General features: G+C 69.8%; 2 protein-coding genes. Both read left to right on the top strand.

All coding sequences use genetic code 11. The annotated features are described in order from the left end of the window. Positions 1-183 precede the first annotated feature (183 nt). Positions 184-654, top strand: a complete 471-nt coding sequence (locus tag B7767_RS41990; RefSeq protein ID WP_085576419.1) for an SHOCT domain-containing protein — start codon at positions 184-186, stop codon at positions 652-654. 28 nt (positions 655-682) lie between these two features. After that, a complete protein-coding gene (locus B7767_RS41995; protein WP_085576420.1) occupies positions 683-1,120 on the top strand; it encodes a hypothetical protein in 438 nt (145 codons plus the stop codon). Positions 1,121-1,135 lie beyond the last annotated feature (15 nt).

Consider the following 1,135-nt stretch of genomic DNA (forward strand, 5'->3'; position numbering starts at 1 on the left):
GGCATCACGGGGGCGCCCCGCCGTGCCGCGGGGACCGGCTGAGACACCCCGCCGCGCCGCGGGGACCGGCCGGGGCGGCGTTTCACCCGTCCCGGGTGAGGCGGGCGGTCCCTCGTCGCGGACACGCTGAAGTCGGCACACAACGGAATGTCGGGCACGGGCGGCCCGGAACGGAGGACCGAGATGAGTGGTGCGACGTACCTCGCGTACGACTATCCGCTGCTGAGCGCCTTCTGGACCATGCTGGTCTTCTTCCTGTGGATCATGTGGTTCGTCCTGCTCTTCCGGGTCGTCATGGACATCTTCCGCGACGACCACCTGAGCGGCTGGGCCAAGGCCGGCTGGCTGGTGTTCACGGTCGTCCTGCCCTTCCTGGGCGTCTTCGTCTACGTGATCGCCCGCGGCAAGAACATGGGGCGCCGCGAGATCGCCCAGGCGCGCGCACAGCAGGAGGCCTTCGACAGCTACGTCCGAGAGACCGCCAGGGGCGCCGACGGCCGTACCAGCAGCGTCGACGAACTCGCCCGGCTGTCCGAGATCAAGGCCCGCGGCGACATCTCGGACGACGAGTTCCGCAGGGCGAAGGAACTGGTCCTGAGCGGCCACGGCCCGGCGGAACACGCGGACCGGTTCGCCTCGTCCGCAGGGCGCTGACCGCACGACACCGAATCGAGGCATCGGAATGACAGCGACACACCCGACGCACGGCGCCACCGGCGCGCACACGCCGACGGCCAAACGGCAGTGGGCCGAAGGCCTGACGGTCTTCGCCGCCGTCTCGCTCATGATCGTGTCGGTGCTCGACATCCTCCGGGGCATCATGGGCATCGCCGAGGACGACGTCTTCGTCACGACGCAGGACTACGTCTTCCAGTTCGACCTCAGCGCGTGGGGCTGGACCCACCTGGTGCTCGGCGCCATCGGGGTGCTCGTCAGCCTCGGCCTGGTCCGGGGCGCCCTGTGGGCCCGCGTCGCCGGCGTGGTGATCGCCGGTCTCCTCATCATCGCCAACTTCCTGTCCCTGCCGTACTACCCGGTCTGGTCCGTCGTGATGATCGCCTTCTCCGGGTTCATCATCTGGGCGCTGTGCGTGTCGCGTGCGCACGGCGCGGATCGCTGAGCCGGCCGCCGTGCG

Origin of the sequence: Streptomyces sp. 13-12-16, assembly GCF_002114215.1 — a bacterium.
Lineage (GTDB): Bacteria > Actinomycetota > Actinomycetes > Streptomycetales > Streptomycetaceae > Streptomyces.